This window comes from uncultured Enterococcus sp., from assembly GCF_913775425.1.
In the GTDB taxonomy this organism is placed as follows: Bacteria; Bacillota; Bacilli; order Lactobacillales; family Enterococcaceae; genus Enterococcus_G.
Genome location: NZ_CAJYIS010000029.1, coordinates 1 through 21403 on the forward strand (window position 1 = coordinate 1; position 21403 = coordinate 21403).

The following is a 21403-nucleotide window of genomic DNA, read 5'->3' on the forward strand; positions in this document are numbered from 1 at the left end:
CGATGGTGTCAAATTGTTTTACTAAACCAGTTGTATATTTTTGAAGATAGTCTTCTCGTTGGTTCATGATTTTTCGATTAATCTTCGCCACCATGATACGAGCTTTTTCTAAGTTTTTAAACGAAGACAGCTCAAGCTTAATACCTTGTTCTTTGGCAAGATTCATTTGTTTTTTAGCTTGGATTCTCCTTCTAGCAAGTTTTCGTTCCCAAAGCTTACGCTTTTTAGACAAAGTGCGTTCGAAATTTTTATTTGGTAATTTTACACCATTCGATTGTATCGCTAAATAAGAAATCCCTAAATCAATACCAATACAACGATTAGTCTTAGCTAATGTTGAAGGTTCATGTTCCACCTGAATCGTTGCCGTAAATGATCCGTTCGGGTTTTTTCGAATAACAGCACTCTTGATTTTGCCATTGATACGGTGTAAGCCATTTGCTTTCACAAGACCTAGTTTTGGCAATCGAATCACATGGTTATCCACAACAGAAATATTATTGTTTACACAATTTGATTTGTAACTATTTTTAGGATTCTTCTTCGATTTGAATCGAGGAAACTTTGTTTGTTTTTTGAAGAATCTTGAAAATGAATCGTTTAAATCCGCAGAAGTATACAGTAAGCTTGTACTTTCAGCGGATTTGATGAATGGAAATTCTAATTTCATGGCTTTAATCAAGTAGTTCATGCCGAATTTACCGACAAAATCACCACCATTTTTATGGCGTTCAATTTGCATGGCAAGTAATTGATTGTACACAAAGCGATTGATATGGAAATTAGATTCGATGAATTCAATTTGTTTTTGAGTAGGATATAGTTTGATTTTGATTCCTTTCAGTTTCATTATGATTCATCTCCTTTACTCGTTGGCCGTCAATATACTTCGCAATAGCATGTTCATTTGTCGTTCCAATACTTTCAACAAAATAGCTAGGGGACCAGAATTGTCTATCCCCTTTTGGCTTCCCAGAATTGGTTTTCAGTTCTGGATGCAGTTGGAAAATCTTCCGAGCACTAATCCCTTTTAGCCAACGAACAATATTGGTGACAGAAAGTTTTGGTGGTGCACTAACCAATAAGTGAATCTGGTCATCAAGACCAATCTCCATATGAGATATGGTGAACCCATATTCATCAGCAATATCATATAGTAATTGTTTCAAATCTGTTTCGATTTTACCTTTTAACATGTTGTTCCGATATTTGGTTCCCCAAATTAAATGGTAGTTTAAATTGTATACAGAAGTCCTACCATATGTAAATTGTTTATCATCTTTCATATCAGCACCCCTAGACAATTATACCATTACTATATGTAAACTAAAAAGAAACAGAACGGGAATTCATCTCGGCATTAAAATACCGAGTTTCCTTCCCGTTTAATTAAAAAAAGAGATGTGACAAAATTCGTCACATCTCCTAAAAAATGAATAAACAGTATTCCCAAAATAGACCTGTCAAAAATAAGCCAAAATCTTACCGAATTAAATAAAATAATTATTGGTAAGATTTCAGCTTATTTCTTGTAGTTGCTACTTTTACTACGGCTGCTTGTGTTATTCTGAGACCATCGCGATCACTTCGATTTCAACTTTAGCGTTTAATGGCAATGTGTTTACCGCATACGTGCTTCTTGCCGGATACGGTTCACTAAAGTAGATGGCATATAGTTCATTGATGGTCGTAAAGTCAGCCATGTCCGCTAACAGCACAGTCGTTTTCACAATATCTGTCAAACTAGCACCTTCTGATGCTAAGATTCGTTTGACATTTTCAATTGCCGTGGACAATTGTTTTTCAACACCACCAACCAATTGATTGGTTTGGGGATCGATCCCTAGTTGACCCGATACAAATAATAAAGAACCTGCTCGTCGTACTAAAGAATACGGTCCGACTGGTTGAACTAATTTTTCTGACATACTACTTCACTCCATTCTTTCGGTCTTCCCTTTAGTATACGTGAGAAAAGAAGAAAGCAACACTATTTTTTAGTTTAATCTGTAAAAGAAGTTTTACGTTTCTCATATTTTGCAAGCCAGATAAACAATAGAACATCGATGATCAAAACTACAAAAATAAAGAAGAAAGCAGAATGAAATCCAGTAAACTGATTTTTTGAAGTATCGCTCGCCACAATCGCTGCCACAATCGATGTCCCCACAGCTCCTGCAAATTGCTGCAATGTATTAAATAGTGCATTCCCGTCAGCTTGATCTTTAAGAGATAATTGCTGTAGACCATTTGTCATGATATTTGGCATACTGATCGACATTCCAAAGGTAAAGAAAATATAGATCCCTGCTAAACCAAAACTCGTACTTTGACTTAATAAAAACACGAACAATCCGCCACCGATCATTTGTAGGATCAGACCTGTTGCGATTGGTTTTTTAGCACCAAAACGATCATACAAAATCCCACCTACCGGAGCTAATAATGCCCCTACGAACGCTCCTGGAAACATCGTAACTCCTGATACAAATGACGATTTATGAAGGACAATCTGAACCATATTCGGAATCAAAAATGAAAAAGATAGTACTGCAAATTGGCCGATAAAATACTGTCCTAAATGCAAGTTGAAATCTAAACGTTTGAATAGACGTAGTTGTAAAATCGGTTGGGCTTGTTTTTTATAATGAACGAGCGCCAAAATACTACCGACAATAACGAGTGCGATATAAATCACGATTTGGCTGCCTAAATGTTGAAATTCTGTAAAAATCATGATCATACCGATCAGGACGATTGAAATGTAGATCCAACCTAAACCATCAAATTTAGGTTTTGATGGTGCAGTTTTTTGTTCAATCGTATACATTCCTAGAATATAAGCTAGAACTAATATCGGGATGATCAAATAAAATACTGCCCGCCATCCTAAGCTATCAACTAAGATTCCTCCATAAGTCGGTCCGATTGCAGGTGCGATTGCCGTAATAAAGTTCCCGATCCCCATCAATAACCCAATTTTTTTACGTGGGGCTTGTTCTAAAATAATATTAAACATCATCGGTAAGCTGATCCCCGTACCGACTCCTTGTAAAACACGTCCGATAATCAAGATCGGTAGTGTGGGCGCAATGACATCGACGACTAAGCCTCCAATAAAAAAGAGTGCTGCTGTCGTGAATAATTGTTTGAGTAAAAAACGCCGTTTCAGATAAGCAGATAACGGCATCATCACTGCTAGCATCAATAGATAAGCCGTTGTCAACCACTGTAATTGTGATAATGGTGCATCGAATAATTCCATCAGTCTTGGGAAAGTCACATTCATCGCAGTCTCAATCAACACTCCTGCAAATGAAAAGATTCCGGTCGCTAAAATGGCGAGTACTAATTTTTTACTTATTTTTTCCAACGTACGTTCCCCCTTTTTCGTCTATAGATGATCGACCAATTTTTGGGATAGCGCTAAAGAACCACTTTCGTATACAAAGCGTCCTTTATTCGTTTTCTCACTTTTTAAATAGAGCGCTTTCTAAATCTAACCATCTGTTTGATTTAGGACGCTTATTTTAGAAAAGCTTCTGGTTTCTTTGTATCGCCATAACTGAAGCCCTGTCAACTAAAGTTCGTACATGGACCATTCTAAATAGTTCCAATTGTGAAGTCAATCAAAAAAAAGAAGGCGAAATATTCTCACATTTCGGCCCTTCTTTATTATTTCTCACATTCTTTTAAATACTCATCAAGATAAGTCAAAAATTTTTGTGCCAATTCACTAAATTGATGGTTATTCTTTTTGATCAAAATCAATTCATTTTGGTCTTCGTTTTCTAGTGGAATCAATACGATCCCTTGTCGCTCTGGATACTTCACAAGCCCTGAGCCTGATCCATAAGCTAATGTTTCATGCAAGATCCCAACTAGGGTAGCACGATCGGTCGTATGGATCACTTGATTTGCATCAAAAAAGTCTAAAATATCTTCAGAAAAATAAGTATAATGATTCTCTTCTTGCGTGAAGCGAACTTGAGGATACGGCTCTAAATCTGCTACAGTCAGGCTTTTCTTATGACTTAAAGGATGAGTTTCGCTTAAAAAGATATGGGTTTGAAAGACACCTAATGTCTCATAACACATATCCCCGCTTTCAATAATCCGGACTAACGCTCTTCGATTGCGTTCATTGAAATATAAAATACCCAATTCGCTGCGAAAATGTTCGACTTCTTGAATAATATTCATCGTCGTATTTTCATAAATGCGAAAATTTGTATAATCCGGAAATTCTTTGATTAATCGACTCACGACATGAGATAAGAAATCATAGTGTTGGCTTGCGATCGAAAAATGATGCGCTCGTTTTTCAGGTGACAAAAAGCGCGTTTCTAATAAATTGACTTGCGAGAGTACTTGTTGTGCGTATTGTAAAAAATCTTTTCCCGTTGTGGTCAAAAATGCACCATGATTCGTACGTTCGAATAAAGAAATACCAATTTCCGTTTCTAATTCTTTAATCGCATGCGACAAACTGGGTTGAGAAATATATAATTTTTTAGCTGCTTCACGAAAACTTCCATTATTTGCAATCGCAACGACATAGCGCATTTGTTGGATATTCATCTTATTGCTCCTTTAATTTGATTCATTTAAATAGGCTGTTGCCAACGCAACAAAGTAATCGATCGCTTGTGGCAACATCGCATCATCTACTCGAAAACGCGGATCGTGTAGTTCATACGGCCCGCCTGAACCGATCATGACAAAACTTCCAGGAATCGTTTCTTGATAATAGGCAAAATCTTCACCAATCGCCGTTTCTTTTACGACTTTCGTTTCTGTCATCACGTTACGCGAACAAGCTAGTGATAAGTCCGTCAACAATGGATCATTTAAAACTGACGGGCAATTTCCATACCATAACAACTCGATTTCGACTTCATTAAGTAAAGCTAATTGGGTTAAAATCTTACGAATCCGTTGTTCAAGATAAACACGATTTTCCCGGCTAAACGTGCGAACAGTTCCTTCTAACATCCCCGTATCTGGAATGACGTTCCAAGTACTTCCACTATGCACTTGCGTAATACTGACTACAGCATGTGAATCTGGTGCGATCTCACGACTGATCAGTGGTTGGAATGCTTGGATGATCTGTGCAATAACAAGCATTGGATCACGACCTTCGTGTGGCTTAGCAGCATGTGCTCCTTTTGCCTTGATTTGGATTTCAAAGCGATCAACAGCTGCCGTTAACGCTCCAGCCTTTGTCCCTAGTGTGCCTACTGGCAACGATGGATCATTATGAAATCCAAAAATAGCTTCGACTTTTGCTAATGCCCCACTAGTTAAAACCGTTTTGGCACCCACGCCAGTTTCTTCCGCAGCTTGAAAAACCAATAAGATCTCGCCATTTAACTGTGCAGCTTGTTGTTTTAATACAATTGCAGCACCCAACAATACACTTGTATGCATATCATGGCCACAGGCATGCATCACGCCTGGATATTCAGAGGTATAAGGGACGCCTGATTGTTCGACAATAGGCAATGCGTCAATATCTGCTCTTAAGGCGATCGTTTTACCAGGATTCGCTCCTGTGATTCTCGCGATCAAACCCGTTTTCAAATTTGTATCGACCACCTCGATCTCATATTCTGCTAAAACAGCCTTAATTTTTTTGGTCGTTTCGATTTCTTGATTGGATAGTTCTGGAAAACGGTGCATCTCGTGTCTAAATTTCGTTAAAAAAGGAATCATTGCCTCAATCGTCATATGTGAACGTCTCCTTTGACCTTATTATATAAGGAAAATTTGTTTCTATCATACGCAGACAATCTCGAACTTGTCAATTTGTTCTGCAAAAAAAGATTAAAAAATAATGAAAGTTCTTAATCATATTTCAGCAGCTAAGTCTTCAAATTGCGTATTTTAAAACGAATAGGGTAAAATAAGAGCAACACAAATTTTAATCGATAACAGTACTTACAAAGATGGAGGAAATGCTATGACGAAAAAATTGATACTTCAAGGTTTTGAATGGTATTTACCAGCAGATGGTACGCATTGGAACCTGTTGGCAGAAAAAAGTAAGGAACTACAGGCGTTAGGATTTACAGGTGTTTGGATGCCGCCTTCTTCAAAAGCGGCCGAAGGAAAAAATGACGTAGGTTACGGCGTGTATGATCGTTACGACTTAGGTGAATTTGATCAAAAAGGCACGATCCCTACAAAATATGGAACCAAAGAAGAATATTTACACGCAATTCATGCGTTAAAAGATGCAGGACTAGAAGTGTTTGCAGATATCGTCTTCAATCAAATGCTAGGTGCTGACGAAACAGAAAAAGTCCCTGCTACCAAATATAATGCAGAAAATCGTAATGAAGAAATCAGTGATGAAGTCGAAATCGAAGCTTGGACAAAATTTACCTATGAAGGTCGTCATAAACAATATAGTGATTATGTTTGGACGTGGGAGAACTTTTCAGGAATCGATTATGATGAACGTACGAACAGCCATGCAATTTTCAATTTCGCTGACAAAGGTTGGGATGATGCGGTCGATGATGAAAATGGGAATTTTGATTACTTGATGGGTTGCGATCTAGATATGAACAATCCAGAAACGCACGAAGAATTAGAAAAATGGGGACAATGGTTTTATGATCAAACTCAAGTCGATGGTTTCCGTCTCGATGCTGTAAAACATATCGAATTTTCTTACTTTGTAGATTGGTTATCTAATCGTAATGAACAAGCTGGGCGCGAGTTGTTTGTTGTAGGTGAATATTGGGCAAATGAAATCGATAAATTAGAAGACTATTTAAAATCTAGTGGGAATATGATCCATTTATTCGATGTGCCTTTACATTTTAATTTCTTTGAAGCAGCTCAGTCTAATGGTGAATATAATATGACTGAAATTTTCAACAATACACTCGTTCAATCGCAACCTGATTTTGCCGTAACATTCGTAGACAACCACGACACCCAAAAAGGCCAAAGTTTAGAGTCATGGGTCGAAGGCTGGTTTAAACTGCATGCTTATTCTTTAATCTTATTGCGTAAAGAAGGAATCCCAGTAGTCTTTTGGGGTGATCTTTATGGGATGCCATCCCAAGAGGTAGAACCTGTTGGAGAAGCACTCGAAGCATTGCTTTATGCGCGTACCCATTTAATGGATGGACAACAAGTCGATTATTTTGATGATGAGTCGATTATCGGCTGGTCAAGTATTGGTGCAGAGGATCAAGAAGATGCTGGTATGGCCGTGTTGATGACCAATGCAACAGGTGGACGTAAACAAATGACTATCCATGCTCGTTTTGGTGGCAAAACGTTCGTCGATATTTTGGGCCATAATGAAGAAAAAATCATTTTAGATGAGACAGGTAGTGCTGATTTCCCAGTAAATGATGGCCAGATTTCGGTATATGTTCAAGAAGATTTTGCGAATCGCTTTGCAACGCGTCATGAAGGAGAACAGCGTTAAAAAGCTGTTTAAAAAGTGATCCGCCCTTTTTAAATACCGTTTAGTTAATTTTTGGGATGTGGCAAAAATCTGTCACATCCTTTTTTACGCTGACTACTATGTTTTACAACTTAGTGATTGTTTGTTATACTAATATGTAATACATACTAGAAAGGAGAACCTTGTGGCCAATAGTCAATTGTTAAAAGGAACTTTAGAAGGTTGTGTCTTAGCAATCATTTCTACCAAAGAAGTTTATGGCTATGAACTTGTACAAGTATTACGTAATCAAGGCTTTCCACAAGTTATTGGTGGAACCATCTATCCTTTACTACAAAAACTCGAAAAACGCGCTTTATTAAAGAGTACGATGCATCCTTCTGAAGATGGACCTGATCGTAAATATTATCAAATCACGGATAATGGACGCGCATATTTAATGAATTTTCAAGAAGAATGGCAACAATTGAATCAAATTGTAACTACGATTTTAACCACTGCACAGGAGGATCTACATGAATGAAGTCACCCAGTTAATTGAACAAAATAACGAATTAAGAAAACAATTAAATGATGAGAATATGGTCTATTATGAGGATCTACTCGTCTATTTCCGCTTAAAAGGCTGGTTGATTGAAGATCGATTGATCGAAGAAACACTCTTAATGATCTTACAAGATATTCTCACTGCTCAACAAGAAAATGAAACAGCCGAGGATTATTTTGGACGATCACCAAAAGAACATGCAGATGCGCTATTAAACGCACTCCCTAAAGCATCGATCAAACAAATCAGTTCCTTTATCGGATTAACTTTTGGGATTTTGACCTTCTTTAGTTTCATTGGTCAATTTACTACCGGAATCAACCGCTTTAGCCTTGCGATCTTAGTCAGTAATGCCATCATCAGCGCTTGTGGTGTTGCCGGATTGTTGTGGTTTATCCAAACGATGATCTATACCAAAGTCCCTAAATGGTTATCCACACTACTTGTAGCAATCGGTAGTGCTTGTTTATTTGGTGGATTTTTATTCTCGCAATTTTATTTACGAACGACGTGGGAGATCGTTTTACCACACGCTTTTATTATTACTGCTTTTTCTATTATCTTAGTTGGTTTAACGATCTATCTTTTGATCAAACTAAGCAAACACGAGTACCAATCGATTCTTTTAGGTGTCAGTCCCTTCTTGTACGTCAATGGTTTAGTAAGTATCTACAATCAATTTGCTGCCTTATCCTTTTCTAGTTTTATGAATACCACCTTGCAACTCTTATTGATTCTAGCAAGTGCAGGCGTTTCTTACTTTTTACTATTTCGCTTTAGCAAATAAAACAAGAGACATTCACAATTGTGAGTGTCTCTTGTTTTATTTATTGAGGTCTGGAATATAGAGATTTCCCAATGTCGCTGCCATAATCGCTTTGATGGCATGCATTCGATTTTCAGCTTGAGTAAACACTAATGAACGTGGACTTAAAAAGACTTCGTCCGTCACCTCTAATGCGTCAACGCCTAATGATTGCGCTAACGTTTTCCCTTCGACTGTTTGCAAGTCATGAAAAGCAGGCAAACAATGTAAAAAAATGACCTCTTCATTTTGCGTTGCTTCAATGCACGCTTGGTTCACTTGGTAAGGAAATAGCTGATTCAGGCGTGCTGTTGTATCAACATCTTCTCCCATCGAAATCCAGACGTCCGTGTACAATACATCGGCTCCAAGTACCGCTTCATTGAGATCATCGGTAATCATAAATGACGTGTTTGGAGCTGCAAACTGTTTTGCCAATGCGACGACCTCGGCACTTGGTTGCAAGTTACTTGGTGCTGCGATACGAACTTCGACACCTAATAACACACCCGTGATCAGTAAGCTATTTGCGACGTTATTGCGCCCATCGCCTAGATAAGTCAACACTTTATTTTCTAAAGTTCCAAAGTGTTCTTTGATCGTCATAAAATCTGCTAGCATTTGTGTTGGATGCCACTCATCGGTCAACCCATTCCAAACTGGAACCTGACTTTTTTTCGCTAGTTCTTCTACGATAGATTGCGAGAACCCACGATACTCGATGGCATCAAACATACTTCCTAAAACTTTAGCGGTATCTGCGACCGATTCTTTTTTTCCAAATTGAATATCTGCTTTTCCTAAAAACTCAGGATGCGCACCTAAGTCGTTTGCCGCAACCGTAAATGCGGAACGTGTACGCGTCGATGTCTTTTCAAATAACAATGCGATATTTTTTCCTAAAAGATATGGATGAGGAATTTGTTGTTGTTTTAACGTCTTTAAATGAAGCGAAAAACCAATCAAATATTCCCACTCTTTTTTGGTAAAATCTGTCTCTTTCAAAAAAGATCTTCCTTGAAAATGGCTCATACTGTCACCTCAGATACATTTGCTGAATAAACAATGACTTCTTTGATTTCTTGGATCGCTTGAATCAATTGTGCCCCTTTGATAACTAAAGGTGGCAATAAGCGTAAGGTGTTTTGCTGAGCGGATAACGTTAAAATACCTTTTTGATGTAATTTAGCGATTACTTCTGAAACTGGAATCTCTGGAGCTAATTGGATCCCAACCATCATCCCTTTTCCTGTAATTGCTTGAACTTTTTGTACACCATTTAGTTCTTTTTCTAAAAAGTACCATAAAAGATGTGATTTTTGCGTTACCGCTTCTAAAAATGTCGGCGTCAGTAAATCAAGAACCGTATCGGCTGCAGTCAAGGCTAAAGGATTACCACCAAATGTCGTTCCATGACTTCCTGGTCCAAATGAAGGTGCTAACGCTTTTTTCCCAATCATCGCCCCAACTGGTAAGCCATTGGCCAATCCTTTTGCTACAGTAATAATATCTGGTTGCATCGCATAGTGCTCAAATGCATAACGTTTTCCTGTGCGTCCCATACCCGTTTGGACTTCATCGATGATCAATAAGACACCTTGTTCATGACAAGTATCATTTAAAGCTTCTAGCCAATCAGCAGTTCCTGCAATAACTCCACCCTCTCCTTGAATGATCTCCACGATTACTGCTGCCAGTTCGTCATGGATCAGATCTAGTGAAGGATAATCATTATATGTACCAAACGTCACGTCTTCTAATAAAGGACCGAATCCTTCTTTGATCCCTTCGTTTCCAGTCACCGATAACGCACCAGTTGTTCGTCCATGAAATGAATGCGCAAAGGACAACACCGCAGTTTTTCCTGAAGCTTTACGCGCTAATTTCAAAGCTGCTTCGTTTGCTTCTGTCCCTGAATTACAAAAGAAAACGGCATAGTCCTCTGTTGGCACCAGTTTACTTGCTACTTTTTCTTGTAAAGAACTTTGATATAGATTTGACGTATGCCAGATTTTACCCAATTGTGTTTGGACAGCTTGATTCAGTGTTGGATGATTGTAACCTAAGTTACATACACCGATTCCACTTGTTAAATCTAGATAGGCATTTGCTTGTTGATCATATAAGGTAACGCCATGCCCTTCAGTCAATTCAAAAGGATGTTGTTTATAAGTTTGAAAAAGTGTCGTCATGTTGATCATTTCCTTTCTGAATACTCGTACCCACTGTCGTTAAACTATTGGTTACCGTAATTTTTTGTACACCAGTGTAAGCCGCATAAAAGGCTGCTGCTAATTTAGGTTGCATCCCTTTAGTGACGATATTTTGTTTTTTTAGTACTTGTGCTTGTTTTTGCGTCAAGACTTTGACGACCTCTCCTTGATGTAATACACCCGGAACATCCGTTAGGAAATATAAGGCTTCTGCTTGCAGAAAACTGGCAATTTGTGCAGCTGCTGTATCTCCATTGACATTTAGCCATTGCCCCTTAGAATCTAATGCTAACGGAGCGATGACACCGATTCCTTGTGCTAAAATATGAGCAAATTTTTCTTGATTTACACCAGTAATATTTCCAACATATCCGTATTTTTCTTGGTCTAAATACGTTCCTGTGATCAATTGATCCATCGCAGCGTGTAAACCAAAGACTGGAAGTTGATAGCGAGTAAACATTGCGAGAAATTGAGGTTGGATCTCACCTAGTAATACCATTTTCGTAATGGCTAATGTTTGCTCATCTGTCACACGGATCCCATTTTCTTTTTTTACAGGAAGTGCTAATTGTTGTGCCCATTCACTGATCGTATTGCCTCCACCATGGACAAGTAAAATTCGCTTTCCTTGTTTATGCCAATAACTCAGTTGTGCAAAAAAAGCTGGCGTCAATTCTTCTAAGGCGTTCCCACCGACTTTGATGACGATTAATTGTTTCATAGTGCGTCCTTCTTTCTTAAGTAGTGTACGTCGCATTGATTCTGACGTATTCATACGTTAGATCACAACCCCATGCTTTGGCTTCACTTGATCCGACATCTAAAGAAACTTCAATTAAAATATCTTCACATTTCAATGTCTGACTGATCAATGCTTCATCAAAAGCGATCGCTTGACTATGCTCTACGACTTTATGGTGATTAATGGCTACTGTCACCGCATTAGGATCTAGTGTAATTGCCGTTGCCCCAAGTGAGCTGATGATTCGTCCCCAGTTTGGATCAGCACCAAAAATCGCTGATTTGACTAAGCTAGATCCCACAATCGCTTTAGCAGCTTTTTGTGCATCTAACACACTTTTTGCTTTGGTTACATGAACTTCAATTAATTTTGTTGCGCCTTCACCATCTTTAGCAATCGCTTTAGCTAGCGTTTCTAGAATGTGATGATAAATTGCTTTAACCGTTTGATAAGTTGCAGAAGTCGTTTCCACCAACGTATTTTTTGCTTGACCGTTTGCCAAACAAATCACCATATCATTTGTTGAAATATCTCCATCGACTGTGATTTGGTTGAATGTTTGATCAGTCAATTCACTCAAGATTTGTTGTAAGGCTGCTGGAGCAATTGCACAATCAGTCATTACAAATCCTAGCATCGTCGCCATATTGGGATGAATCATTCCTGAACCTTTTGCAAAGCCCGTAAATGTACAAGTTTTTCCATCGATTTCGCTTGTCACGCAAATTGTTTTTTCAATCGTATCTGTTGTTAAGATCGCACTTGTAATCGCAGTATTTTGCGTTTGTTCTAATTGCGCTATTCCATTTTTGATTTTATCCATTGGTAAATACGCTCCGATCAGTCCTGTTGAAGCGATCCCAACTAATTCTGGATCGATCCCTAATCGTTCAGCAGCTAATTTTTGAGTTTGCTGCACATCTTGCATCCCTTGTTCTCCTGTGCAAGCATTGGCGATCGCACTGTTCATGACTAAAGCTTGCAATTGATGGTTCTTTTTGATCAGTTGCTTGGTCTTAGCTGTGGGTGCTGCGCAAAATTGATTGAGCGTATAGACACCTGCAGCTGCAGCCGGAACATTCGACACGACCCAGCCAAAATCTAATTTTTTTTGACGTAATCCAATATGTAAAGCATCACTTTTAAACCCCTTTGGCCAAGTAAATGCGATTGTTTTCATTGTAGTCTCCATCTAATTTTCCCCTTTAAGGCAGTTGCGCAAACAGCGGTAGTGCCGTTGTTTCGTCAAAGCCAAACATTTGATTGAAATTTTGAACTGCTTGTCCTGCAGCACCTTTTAATAAATTATCGATTACAGATACGATTGTTAACACTTGTGTCGTTTCATTGAATACAGCACCTATCGCACAGTGGTTTGTTCCAACAACCTCTTTTAATGAAGGAATGCGCTCATTTAAGTAGTGCACAAACGGTGTTTGATGGTATGTATTTAAAAATAACTTATCGATTTGTGCTTGCGTCATATTTTGATTTAACTTCACGTAAATCGTTGCCATCAATCCTCGATTTAACGGTACTTGTGTCGTCGTAAACTGAATAGCTGGGATCTTCTCATCCCATTGTTTTAATTGGTTCATCATTTCTGGGATATGTTGGTGTTCATTTAGTTTATATGGATAAAGGTTTTCATCGATAAAAGAAAAATGACTCGACAACGCTAAACTCTTTCCTGCTCCAGAAACGCCTGATTTGGCATCGACAATAATAAAATTAGGGTCTAGTACGTTTGCTTGCGCGAGCGGTGCAAGACCTAGCAAAGTTGCCGTGGCATAACAACCCGGATTTGCAACATAAGCACTATATTCTTTAGTAAATTCTGCTAATCCATAGGTAATGGCTAACGATTCATTTAATTTAGGATGTGCACGTTTATACCATTTTTGATAACTCGCTTCATCTGACAAACGAAAATCACCAGATAGGTCAATAATTGGGAATTTTTGATCGATCAATGAGCCCAACATCTCTTTTGCGACTCCGGATGAAGTAGCACTGAATAAACAATCTACTTCGTTTACGACCAAATCAACATCAAATGGCGTAATCATAGTATCGTCTAGATAAAATTGATCCACGACATCTGATAATTTTTGCGCTGGTTTATCAGGGTTTCCATATAAATAAATGTTGTCGACGTGTGGATGTTGTTGCATCAGTTGATAGACTATCGCGCCTCCGTATCCAGTCACTCCTAAAATCCCAATATTCATATAACCCCTCTTTTCTTGAATAAAAATTCAATATTTATTAAGTAATATAATACATATTCATTCATTAATCAATGCTTTTTTCAATAAATTTTCAAAAAAATCTTTTTTTATTCGTTTAAATTATGTTTTTTCGTATTTTTATAAGATTATAAGCATAAAAAAACTTGTATAATCTATAAAGATTATACAAGTAGAGTGTACAAAGATGGATGTTTACTCAAATCAATAAATGTTGAATCAAAAGCAGTTAATCGTTCCAATAAGGATTCAATAGCTTGCGCTTCTTTTAATTGGATGCCTAAAACGACTGGTCCAGTGCGACGATTGACTTTTTTGGTATATTCAAAGCGGGTGATATCATCGTCTGGTCCTAAAACTTTTGTAACAAATTCTTTTAAAGCACCGGGACGCTGTGGAAAATTCACCAAAAAGTAATGCTTTAACCCTTGATAAATCAGTGCACGTTCTTCAATTTCTTCCATCCGGCTAATGTCATTATTTCCACCACTAATCACACAGACGACTGTTTTCCCTTTAATTTGCTCTTTCATTTGTTCTAATGCAGCAACGCTTAGTGCTCCAGCTGGTTCGACGACGATCGCTTGTTTACTGTAAAGATCCAAAATGGTCTGACAAATCTCTCCTTCTGGTACTGTATACACTGCATCTGTCGTTTGTTTTACGTATTGATACGTGAGTTCTCCAACTCGTTGTACTGCAGCACCATCAACAAATTTATCTAGTTGCTCTAGTGTAACTGGTCCATTTTGAGCTAGTGCAGCCGCCATTGACGGCGCTCCCTCTGGTTCGACTCCGATCACGTGAGTACTTGGACTCATAGCTTTTGTATATACCCCTACTCCACTGAGTAAACCACCACCACCAACAGCTGCCAGCACATAATCGATCGTCAATTCTTGTTGCATGGCTTGTTGCATGATTTCTAGAGCCACTGTTCCTTGACCTGAAATAATCGCTTGATCGTCAAAAGGGGCAATAAATGGAAGTCCGTTTACAGTCGCATAAACTTTAGCTGCTTGTGCGGCTTCGTCAAATGTATCGCCTACTAGTCGAATGTCGACCATTCCTCCGCCAAAAAATTGGACTTGGTTGATTTTTTGTTGCGGTGTCGGAGTGGGCATAAAAATCACACCTGGAATCGTTAATTCCTGACAGGTATACGCCACACCTTGTGCATGGTTGCCGGCACTCGCACAAACTACTCCTCGCTCAATGATCGCACGTTCTTGTTGTGTGATGGCATAGTATGCACCACGTAGTTTGAATGAACGGACTTTTTGCAAATCTTCACGTTTTAAATAGACCTTACAGGCATATCGTTCAGATAAATACCGATCATATTGTAGTGGCGTTTTGGTTACGACATGTTGCAACGTTTGATAGGCCGCTTCGATCGTTTGTTTGGAGACACTTTGATTTGTTTTGACGACTTCCATCTAAACACTTCCTTTTTTATTTCACTTATTGACCATTCACAAATGGCATCATTTTACGTAATTCTTCTCCCACTGCTTCGATTGGATGACCTGCATTTTCTTGACGCATTTCTTTAAAGTGCTTAAATCCTTGTTCGTTATCTTCAATGAAGCCTTTTGCGAATTTTCCATTTTGAATATCCGCCAAGACAGCTTTCATATTGGCTTTTGTTTGTTCTGTAATAACACGTGGTCCTGAAACATAATCGCCATATTCTGCTGTATTTGAGATCGAATGACGCATTTTGGCAAATCCTCCTTCATAAATCAAGTCTACGATCAACTTCATTTCATGACATACTTCAAAATACGCCAATTCTGGTTGGTATCCGGCTTCGACTAACGTTTCAAATCCAGCTTCGATCATACTCGTCAACCCACCACATAATACAGCCTGTTCTCCAAATAGATCCGTCTCGGTTTCTTCTTTAAAGGTTGTTTCCAAAACACCAACGCGAGTGGCCCCGATTCCTTTAGCATAGGCTAAAGCAAAGTCAGTCGCGTGTCCTGTTGCATCTTGGTAAACTGCAAATAAAGCTGGAACTGCAAAACCTTGGGTAAAGGTTCGACGTACTAAATGTCCTGGGCCTTTAGGGGCTACTAAAAACACATCCACATCTTTTGGAGGCGTAATCACATCAAAATGGATATTAAATCCATGAGCAAATGCAAGTGCATTTCCAGAGGTCAAGTTTGGTTTGATCTGCGTCTCATATAACGTTCCTTGAATTTCATCTGGTGCTAAAATCATGATGACATCGGCTTTTTTTGTGGCTTCATCAACTTCAAATACATCAAATCCATCAGCTTTTGCCATTTCCGCTGATTGACCTGGACGAACACCGATGATCACTTGATGTCCATTATCACGTAAATTTTGTGCGTGAGCATGACCTTGTGATCCATAACCGATAATCGCTACAACTTTATCTTTCAATACCTCGTTCTTTACTGAATCATCATAATATACTTTTGCCATGTTGTTGCCTCCTCTAATTTTATAGACACACTACCTAAGTAGATTGTGTTCTTGTTAATCCAACCACACCCGTGCGCGCAATGTCTACAATACCAAATGGTCGTAAACTTTCGATACACGCGGTGATTTTTTCGTGGTGACCAGTGATTTGAATGATATATGCTTTTTCATGTGCATCAACGATCGTCGCTCGAAACGGTTCGATTGTCGTTTGGATCGCTGCACGTTGTTCAAGAGGTGCATGGATGCGAACTAACGCTAATTCGCGTTCGATCGCTTGTCGCTGTGTCATATCCGATACTTTTTTTACATCGATCATTTTATGCAACTGCTTCATAACTTGTTGTACTTCTTCTAAACTTTTCACTTGGATCACAATAGTAATCCTAGACCACAAAGGATCCTCGGTTTCTCCGACAGTAATACTTTCGATGTTGACTTGTCTTCTGGTCAATATCCCCGTGAAGCGATTTAAGACACCTTCTTGATTGCTTACAATAGCACTTAGGATCCTTCTCATACTCTAACCACCCCAATCATTTGGTTATTGGCTTTTCCTGCAGGCACCATCGGCAATACTTCTTCACTAGCCGGGATAATGATCTCAATGACCTGAGCATTTGGATCGTCAAAAGCTTTAGCCAACTGTGCCTCGACGGTCTGAGGATCAGATAGCGTAAATGCATCTAATCCATAGGCCTTAGCCAAAGCTACAAAATTTGGTTGTTGCTCAAACTCTGATTCTGAATAATGATCACTAAAAAAAGTATGTTGCCATTGATGAACCATCCCTAAAGTATGGTTGTTCAATAAGATCACCTTAATCGGTAGTTGGTATTGTTTCAGTAAGATCAATTCTTGGTTGGTCATTTGAAAGCCACCATCGCCAACGAAAATGACTACCTTACGATCAGGCTGGGCAATTTGAGCACCGATTGCTGCCGGAATCCCGTAGCCCATCGTGCCCAAACCGCCACTAGTGATTAGTTGATGATCACTTGTAAATGGATAAAATTGTGCAACCCACATTTGATGTTGCCCGACATCAGTTGCCACTAATGCTTCACCATTTGTTAGACGACCAATTGTTTCGATCACTGCTTGTGGTTTGATCTGATCGGAACTGGCTTCATACGTAAACGGGTAATGGAGCTTATATTCAGCAAGTGTCTCACTCCAGTCTTTTCGATCCATTTGAGGCAATTGATCTGCTTGATTTAACGCGAGCAATGTTTCTTTTGCATCCGCTACTAGAGGAATATCCACCCGTACGACTTTCCCAATCTCCGCAGGATCTAAATCGACATGGACGATTTTGGCATGAGGCGCAAAGTCACTTGGTGAACTGGCTAAACGATCATCAAAACGCGAGCCAAAATTTAATAATAAATCACATTCTGTCAATGCCATGTTTGCCGCGTAAGAACCATGCATCCCTCCCATTCCTAAAAACAAGGGATCATCATTTGCAACGACGCCTAATCCAAGTAATGTCGTTAACGTCGGTAACTGATAGTGTTGAATAAAGGCTCTTAATTCTTTTGTTGCATGTGCATGACTTACACCGGCACCCACTAAAACTAAAGGACGTTTGGCTTGGCTTAAGGCCTCCAATACTTTTTTGATCTGCTGTGGATTTGGCAAGCGATTTGGTTGGTAGTTCGGCAAGGAAACTGGTGTTTTTTGTGGTGCTTCAAGTTCAATCAATTGTGCCATCAAATCTTTAGGAATATCGATCACAACTGGCCCCATTCGTCCTGTTGTGGCTAAATGAAAAGCCTCGTTGACTACTTTTTCGATTTCTTCTACGGCACGGATTTGGTAATTGTATTTGGTAATTGGCATCGTGATACCAAGCATATCTGCTTCTTGAAAGGAATCTTTACCAATACCACTAGTTGCTACTTGACCAGTTAATACGATCATCGGCAAGGAATCACTCATCGCATCTGCGATTCCCGTGACTGCATTCGTCGCACCTGGACCACTTGTCACTAGTACCACACCTGGTTTTCCTGATACTTTTGTATATCCTTGAGCTGCATGTGTCGCTCCTTGTTCGTGTCGAACTAGAATATGTTTGATCTTTTGATAATCATATAATGCATCATAAATCGGCAATACCGCTCCACCTGGATAGCCAAAAATAAATTCGACTTCTTGAGCTGCTAATGCGTCAAGTAGTTGATGTGCTCCAGTTCGTTTTGTCATTTTTTTGCCTCCTTACGATAATAATTCCTCTGGGATCTGCATGATCGCTCCAGTATGCGCCGAAGTGACCAGTGCCGTGTAACGTGCTAACCAACCAGAACGAACTTTTGCTTTGAATATCGGTAAATGTTGCATTCGCTCCATCAGTTCTTCATCAGTGATATCTAGATGCATCGTCCGTTTTGTCAGATCGATTTCGATCACATCGCCGTCTTGAATCGCTGCGATTGGTCCACCTGCAGCTGCTTCTGGTGAAACGTGTCCAATCGCAATTCCACGAGTAGCACCTGAAAAACGGCCATCGGTAATCAGCGCAACGTCTTTACCTAAGCCTCGACCTACGATCCTTGAAGTGGGCTCTAACATTTCTGGCATACCTGGACCTCCTTTTGGCCCTTCATAGCGAATCACGACGACATGCCCTTTTTTCACCGTGCCATTATCGATTGCAGTAACGGCTTCGTCATGTGTAGAAAAACAAATCGCTTTACCAGTAAACGTACTGATACTTGGATCAACCCCACCGACTTTGATCACACTGCCTTCCGGCGCGATGTTGCCATATAAGATCGATAAACCACCGACTGGACTATATGGATCTTCTTTCGGATGGATCACGGCTTCATTTTTGATAGTACACGCAGCAACATTTTCACGAATCGTTTTGCCTGTGACCGTAATGCGATCAGGATGGATACACCCTTCGATACTGACAAGCTCATTGATGATGGCCGATACTCCGCCTGCTTCATGCACATCATGCATCGAATATTCAGAAGATGGTGCAATCTTTGAAAGATAAGGCACACGTTTGGCGATCTCATTGATATCGCTTAGTTCATATTCAATCTGAGCTTCTTTGGCAATCGCTAATGTATGCAAGACTGTATTTGTCGATCCCCCCATTGCCATATCTAATGCAAATGCGTCATCGATTGCTTCTTTAGTCACGATGTCTCGTGGTTTAATTTGTTTTTTGACTAGATCCATTAAGTGAAACGCCGATTCACGAACTAGATCACGACGCTCTTTAGATACAGCAAGCGTTGTGCCATTTCCAGGTAACGCCAAGCCTAAAATCTCCATCAAGCAGTTCATCGAGTTTGCCGTAAACATGCCCGCACAAGATCCACACGTCGGACACGCATTTTTTTCTAATTGTTTAAATTCTTCTTCCGTCATCTTACCTTCTTTAAACGTTCCGACTGCTTCGAACATTGTCGAAAGTGTTGCGGTATGGCCTCTTGGATCCACACCTGCTTTCATCGGTCCACCTGAACAAAAAATTCCGGGGACATTCGTCCGCATCGCAGCTAGCAACATGCCTGGCGTGATCTTGTCACAGTTTGGCATGTAAAAGACACCATCAAACCAATGCGCATTGATTACTGTTTCTGCGGAATCGGCGATCAACTCCCGACTTGGTAATGAATAACGCATCCCGATGTGGCCCATTGCGATTCCATCATCGACACCAATCGTATTAAACTCAAAAGGAATGCCTCCGGCTTCACGAATCGCTTCTTTGGCAATATCGGCTAACTCTCTTAAGTGGACATGTCCTGGGACAATATCGATATAGGAATTGCAAATCGCAATAAAGGGTTTTTGCATATCCCGAGCATTTTTAACTTGTCCTGTTGCATATAATAAACTTCTTGCAGGTGCGGCTTCGATGCCTTTTTTGATTTGATCACTGCGCATGTTTTTCATCCTCTCATATAAAAAAAGCATCCCATCAAGATGGGATGCTTTAGCAAAAGTCCCATCTACCAAGCGAAATAGGACTTGAACTGTTTCGAAAATAACGAAAACATTCTAAGTCCTGGGTCTAATTAATAAAATAATGACTGATTGATTCATTACTGTTCGCTTGGTCATATCGGGTCTCTCCTCTTTATCTTTTATTGTTTGAATTGTCTGTTAATTTAAAGGTTGTTGTCAGTTTAGCGATTATTTTAAGCAAAGTCAACATGTTTTTTCATTTATTTTTAATACAACTCATTTAAATTTCATTTTATTTTTTAAAAAAAGCCAACGAACTTTAAATCGTTGGCTTTTTGCGCATTTTAAAATAACATGTTTTAATATTCATTGATTTCTTTGCGTTCCGATAAACGACTTTGTTTCCCAATTCGCGTCTGTGCTTCTGCTTTTAATGCCTCAAGTGGAATACCTTTTTCTACAAGTAATACGCTTAGGTGATACAATAAGTCATTTGCTTCTAAAATCAATTCAGACTGCTCCTCGTTTTTTGCTGCGATCACGACTTCCGTTGCTTCTTCTCCAACTTTTTTTAAAATCTTATCCAACCCCTTATCCAATAGATAATTGGTATAAGATCCTTCTTTAGGATGTTGCTTGCGGTCTAAGGCTTCTTGATACAACTCTTCAAACATTGATTTTCCTCCTGACTTTTCGTTATTTAATCGTACGGTAAAAACAGCTTTTTTCACCTGTATGACAAGCGGCTCCTGTTTGTTCGACTTCAATTAAGAGCGTATCGTTGTCACAATCGATTTTGATTCCGACTACTCGTTGCACGTGCCCACTGGTTTCACCTTTATGCCATAATCCCTTGCGGCTTCTAGAATAAAACCAAGTTTCATCTGTAGCTAATGTCTTCTCATAACTTTCTTGATTCATATAGGCCAACATCAGGACTTCTTTGGTCGTAGCATCCGTCACAATAGCTGGGACTAATCCATCTTGTTTTTTAAAATCGGGATACATCAACGTCACTC

General features: G+C 39.3%; 21 protein-coding genes. 3 read left to right on the forward strand and 18 right to left on the reverse strand.

Annotated features, from left to right (window positions below):
• From QZ413_RS03015 to QZ413_RS03040, 6 genes are all read right to left on the reverse strand, one after another.
• Positions 1-850: transposase (locus QZ413_RS03015; protein ID WP_297076191.1), on the reverse strand; the 850-nt coding region annotated here is incomplete at its 3' end.
• Positions 798-1286: an IS200/IS605 family transposase gene (gene tnpA / locus QZ413_RS03020; RefSeq protein ID WP_297076194.1), complete on the reverse strand. Its 489-nt coding sequence runs from the start codon at positions 1284-1286 to the stop codon at positions 798-800. The genes tnpA and QZ413_RS03015, both read right to left, overlap by 53 nt.
• 276 nt (positions 1287-1562) lie before the next feature.
• The gene (locus tag QZ413_RS03025; RefSeq protein WP_297076196.1) at positions 1563-1928 is read right to left on the reverse strand and encodes a Rid family detoxifying hydrolase; all 366 of its coding nucleotides are present in this window, start codon (positions 1926-1928) and stop codon (positions 1563-1565) included.
• Positions 1929-2002: 74 nt separating this feature from the next.
• Positions 2003-3373 carry an MFS transporter gene (locus QZ413_RS03030; protein ID WP_297076199.1) on the reverse strand — a complete coding sequence of 457 codons (1371 nt, stop codon included), beginning with the start codon at positions 3371-3373 and terminating at the stop codon, positions 2003-2005.
• A 302-nt stretch (positions 3374-3675) separates the two neighbouring features.
• Positions 3676-4581 (reverse strand): LysR family transcriptional regulator, encoded by a 906-nt coding sequence (locus QZ413_RS03035; RefSeq protein ID WP_297076201.1) that lies wholly within the window; start codon positions 4579-4581, stop codon positions 3676-3678.
• Positions 4582-4593: 12 nt separating this feature from the next.
• Positions 4594-5733 (reverse strand): amidohydrolase, encoded by a 1140-nt coding sequence (locus QZ413_RS03040; protein WP_297076203.1) that lies wholly within the window; start codon positions 5731-5733, stop codon positions 4594-4596.
• Positions 5734-5965: 232 nt separating this feature from the next.
• Between QZ413_RS03040 and QZ413_RS03045 the strand changes: the two genes are divergently transcribed.
• The 3 genes from QZ413_RS03045 (at position 5966) to QZ413_RS03055 (ending at position 8766) form a co-directional block, all read left to right on the forward strand.
• Positions 5966-7453: an alpha-amylase gene (locus QZ413_RS03045; protein WP_297076206.1), complete on the forward strand. Its 1488-nt coding sequence runs from the start codon at positions 5966-5968 to the stop codon at positions 7451-7453.
• A gap of 163 nt (positions 7454-7616) precedes the next feature.
• The gene (locus QZ413_RS03050) at positions 7617-7955 is read left to right on the forward strand and encodes a PadR family transcriptional regulator (RefSeq protein ID WP_297076209.1); all 339 of its coding nucleotides are present in this window, start codon (positions 7617-7619) and stop codon (positions 7953-7955) included.
• The gene (locus QZ413_RS03055) at positions 7948-8766 is read left to right on the forward strand and encodes a hypothetical protein (RefSeq protein WP_297076212.1); all 819 of its coding nucleotides are present in this window, start codon (positions 7948-7950) and stop codon (positions 8764-8766) included. Before QZ413_RS03050 ends, QZ413_RS03055 begins: the two co-directional genes overlap by 8 nt.
• A 36-nt stretch (positions 8767-8802) precedes the next feature.
• On the opposite strand, the gene argF is transcribed toward QZ413_RS03055, so the two are convergent.
• The 12 genes from argF to hisI all read right to left on the reverse strand — a co-directional run bounded on the left by argF (position 8803) and on the right by hisI (position 21401).
• Positions 8803-9816: an ornithine carbamoyltransferase gene (gene argF / locus QZ413_RS03060; RefSeq protein WP_297076215.1), complete on the reverse strand. Its 1014-nt coding sequence runs from the start codon at positions 9814-9816 to the stop codon at positions 8803-8805.
• The gene (locus QZ413_RS03065; protein WP_297076219.1) at positions 9813-10976 is read right to left on the reverse strand and encodes an acetylornithine transaminase; all 1164 of its coding nucleotides are present in this window, start codon (positions 10974-10976) and stop codon (positions 9813-9815) included. Before QZ413_RS03065 ends, argF begins: the two co-directional genes overlap by 4 nt.
• Positions 10951-11721, reverse strand: coding sequence for an acetylglutamate kinase (gene argB, locus QZ413_RS03070; RefSeq protein ID WP_297076223.1), 771 nt, complete (start codon positions 11719-11721; stop codon positions 10951-10953). Before argB ends, QZ413_RS03065 begins: the two co-directional genes overlap by 26 nt.
• A gap of 16 nt (positions 11722-11737) precedes the next feature.
• On the reverse strand, positions 11738-12934 hold the full coding sequence (argJ, locus tag QZ413_RS03075) for a bifunctional glutamate N-acetyltransferase/amino-acid acetyltransferase ArgJ (protein WP_297076224.1): 1197 nt from the start codon (positions 12932-12934) through the stop codon (positions 11738-11740).
• A gap of 13 nt (positions 12935-12947) precedes the next feature.
• Positions 12948-13973: an N-acetyl-gamma-glutamyl-phosphate reductase gene (gene argC, locus QZ413_RS03080; RefSeq protein ID WP_297076226.1), complete on the reverse strand. Its 1026-nt coding sequence runs from the start codon at positions 13971-13973 to the stop codon at positions 12948-12950.
• Positions 13974-14155: 182 nt separating this feature from the next.
• Positions 14156-15430: a threonine ammonia-lyase IlvA gene (gene ilvA / locus QZ413_RS03085; RefSeq protein ID WP_297076229.1), complete on the reverse strand. Its 1275-nt coding sequence runs from the start codon at positions 15428-15430 to the stop codon at positions 14156-14158.
• A 25-nt stretch (positions 15431-15455) separates the two neighbouring features.
• Positions 15456-16448 (reverse strand): ketol-acid reductoisomerase, encoded by a 993-nt coding sequence (ilvC, locus tag QZ413_RS03090; RefSeq protein ID WP_297076232.1) that lies wholly within the window; start codon positions 16446-16448, stop codon positions 15456-15458.
• Positions 16449-16482: 34 nt separating this feature from the next.
• The gene (gene ilvN, locus QZ413_RS03095; RefSeq protein ID WP_297076238.1) at positions 16483-16968 is read right to left on the reverse strand and encodes an acetolactate synthase small subunit; all 486 of its coding nucleotides are present in this window, start codon (positions 16966-16968) and stop codon (positions 16483-16485) included.
• Positions 16965-18659 (reverse strand): biosynthetic-type acetolactate synthase large subunit, encoded by a 1695-nt coding sequence (ilvB, locus tag QZ413_RS03100; protein ID WP_297076241.1) that lies wholly within the window; start codon positions 18657-18659, stop codon positions 16965-16967. The genes ilvN and ilvB overlap by 4 nt, the downstream gene beginning before the upstream one ends.
• A gap of 12 nt (positions 18660-18671) precedes the next feature.
• On the reverse strand, positions 18672-20363 hold the full coding sequence (gene ilvD, locus QZ413_RS03105; RefSeq protein ID WP_297076243.1) for a dihydroxy-acid dehydratase: 1692 nt from the start codon (positions 20361-20363) through the stop codon (positions 18672-18674).
• A gap of 380 nt (positions 20364-20743) precedes the next feature.
• The gene (hisE, locus tag QZ413_RS03110) at positions 20744-21058 is read right to left on the reverse strand and encodes a phosphoribosyl-ATP diphosphatase (RefSeq protein WP_297076244.1); all 315 of its coding nucleotides are present in this window, start codon (positions 21056-21058) and stop codon (positions 20744-20746) included.
• A 22-nt stretch (positions 21059-21080) separates the two neighbouring features.
• The gene (hisI, locus tag QZ413_RS03115) at positions 21081-21401 is read right to left on the reverse strand and encodes a phosphoribosyl-AMP cyclohydrolase (protein ID WP_297076247.1); all 321 of its coding nucleotides are present in this window, start codon (positions 21399-21401) and stop codon (positions 21081-21083) included.
• Between the last annotated feature and the right edge of the window lie 2 nt (positions 21402-21403).

Excerpts from the sequence above, each read along its gene's own strand:
- tnpA (WP_297076194.1), bottom strand. The coding sequence starts at position 1,286 with ATGAAAGATGATAAACAATTTACATATGGTAGGACTTCTGTATACAAT.
- QZ413_RS03025 (WP_297076196.1), bottom strand. The coding sequence starts at position 1,928 with ATGTCAGAAAAATTAGTTCAACCAGTCGGACCGTATTCTTTAGTACGA.
- QZ413_RS03035 (WP_297076201.1), bottom strand. The coding sequence starts at position 4,581 with ATGAATATCCAACAAATGCGCTATGTCGTTGCGATTGCAAATAATGGA.
- QZ413_RS03040 (WP_297076203.1), bottom strand. The coding sequence starts at position 5,733 with ATGACGATTGAGGCAATGATTCCTTTTTTAACGAAATTTAGACACGAG.
- QZ413_RS03045 (WP_297076206.1), top strand. The coding sequence starts at position 5,966 with ATGACGAAAAAATTGATACTTCAAGGTTTTGAATGGTATTTACCAGCA.
- QZ413_RS03055 (WP_297076212.1), top strand. The coding sequence starts at position 7,948 with ATGAATGAAGTCACCCAGTTAATTGAACAAAATAACGAATTAAGAAAA.
- argF (WP_297076215.1), bottom strand. The coding sequence starts at position 9,816 with ATGAGCCATTTTCAAGGAAGATCTTTTTTGAAAGAGACAGATTTTACC.
- QZ413_RS03065 (WP_297076219.1), bottom strand. The coding sequence starts at position 10,976 with ATGACGACACTTTTTCAAACTTATAAACAACATCCTTTTGAATTGACT.
- argB (WP_297076223.1), bottom strand. The coding sequence starts at position 11,721 with ATGAAACAATTAATCGTCATCAAAGTCGGTGGGAACGCCTTAGAAGAA.
- argJ (WP_297076224.1), bottom strand. The coding sequence starts at position 12,934 with ATGGAGACTACAATGAAAACAATCGCATTTACTTGGCCAAAGGGGTTT.
- argC (WP_297076226.1), bottom strand. The coding sequence starts at position 13,973 with ATGAATATTGGGATTTTAGGAGTGACTGGATACGGAGGCGCGATAGTC.
- ilvA (WP_297076229.1), bottom strand. The coding sequence starts at position 15,430 with ATGGAAGTCGTCAAAACAAATCAAAGTGTCTCCAAACAAACGATCGAA.
- ilvC (WP_297076232.1), bottom strand. The coding sequence starts at position 16,448 with ATGGCAAAAGTATATTATGATGATTCAGTAAAGAACGAGGTATTGAAA.
- ilvN (WP_297076238.1), bottom strand. The coding sequence starts at position 16,968 with ATGAGAAGGATCCTAAGTGCTATTGTAAGCAATCAAGAAGGTGTCTTA.
- ilvB (WP_297076241.1), bottom strand. The coding sequence starts at position 18,659 with ATGACAAAACGAACTGGAGCACATCAACTACTTGACGCATTAGCAGCT.
- ilvD (WP_297076243.1), bottom strand. The coding sequence starts at position 20,363 with ATGCGCAGTGATCAAATCAAAAAAGGCATCGAAGCCGCACCTGCAAGA.
- hisE (WP_297076244.1), bottom strand. The coding sequence starts at position 21,058 with ATGTTTGAAGAGTTGTATCAAGAAGCCTTAGACCGCAAGCAACATCCT.